Source organism: Neoaquamicrobium microcysteis, from assembly GCF_008180155.1.
Classification (GTDB): domain Bacteria; phylum Pseudomonadota; class Alphaproteobacteria; order Rhizobiales; family Rhizobiaceae; genus Aerobium; species Aerobium microcysteis.
Map to the genome: position 1 here is coordinate 1 of NZ_VSZS01000032.1, position 1,500 is coordinate 1,500.

Sequence of the window (1,500 nt, forward strand, 5' to 3'; positions counted from 1 at the left end):
ACGTTGAACGTCCAGGGTGGTTCTGCTGTACCCTCGAACGACAATTTTGCGAATGCGAGCACGATTTCGGTTCTTCCTGCGCCTGGTGCGGTTCGCGGTCTGACGGGTGCCAATGGTGGGGCGACTGCGGAAAGCGGCGAGCCCAACCATGCCGGTGTCGCCACGGCGCGCAACAGCGTGTGGTGGCGCTTCCGGCCGAGCACGTCCGGGCAGATGACGATCAGCACGGTGGGCAGCAGCTTCGACACGGTGCTGGCGGTCTATACGGGCAATTCGGTGAGCGCGCTCACTCTGGTCGCCTCCAATAACGACATCAGCGGGACGGTGCGCGAGTCCCGCGTCACCTTCAACGCCACCGCAGGCACGCTGTACCGCTTCGCCATCGCCGGCGTCGGCAATGCCAGCGGCAGCATCAAGATCAACCTGCGCGGGGGTGGCGGCGGCAGTGGCGGCACTCCGGCTCCCGCCAACGACAACCTCGCCAGCGCCAGCACCATCTCGGTCCTTCCGGCTCCCGGCGCGGTGCGCGCGGTGACCGGCAGCAATGCGGGCGCGACGGCGGAGAGCGGCGAGCCCAACCATGCCGGCGTGGCAACGGCGCGCAACAGCGTGTGGTGGCGCTTCCGGCCCTCGTCGTCCGGGCCGATGACGATCAGCACGGTCGAAAGCAGCTTCGACACGGTGCTGGCCGTCTATACCGGCAGTTCGATGGGCTCGCTCAACCTGATCGCCTCCAACAACGACATCAGCGCCTCGGTGCGGCAGTCACGCATTACCTTCAACCCGACGCCCGGCACGCTTTACGTCGTCGCGGTCGCCGGCGTGGGCAATGCCAGCGGCAGCATCAAGCTGAACATGCGTGGAGGCGGTGCGTCGTCGAGCGGGTTGAGCCTTGCCGCAGCAAGCCTGGCAAACCCCGCCGCCGCTGGCAGCAGCAACGCCCTCACCGGCACGTCATCCACGCTGGCGGGCTCCTTGCCGACATCGCAAGCAGCGACCTTGCCCGACGCGGGGCAGAAGCCCCGTATGGCATCCGCCAGTGCCGGCGTGCCTGCAGGCGTCGTTGCAGCGCCCTTCGGCGACAAGGCTGCGGCCATTGCCGGGAACGGCGCGCCCGCCTTGCCTGGCGGTGAACCGGTCAGGCTGATGAGCACCGTGGTGACGAAAAGCAATGACGGCGTCCTGCGCGTTCCGGCAGATGGCGACGGCATTGCCGTGCTGGCGGTCACCAACAGCGGCGCCCGCGCGACGCTGACCGCCTCGCTCTCGCTTGCAACTCAGGACGGGACGGCGACGCAACTGCCGGTCGGTCTGTCGATCTGTCGTACCGATGCCGCCACCGGCGACTGCATCGGCGCCAGGGGTCCGACCGTGACGTTCACCGCCGACACCGGCGAACTCGTCACCTTCGCCGCCTTCGTCAGCCACAAGCAAACGGACGTTCCGCTCGACGCGGCGCCCGCCGGCCTGATCGTCAACTTCACCAGCAACGGCGAAACC

General features: G+C 68.0%; 1 pseudogene. It reads left to right on the forward strand.

The window, feature by feature from the left end:
* Positions 1–213 precede the first annotated feature (213 nt).
* A pseudogene (locus FY036_RS00125) lies at positions 214–1,500 on the forward strand (hypothetical protein); the annotation flags it as partial.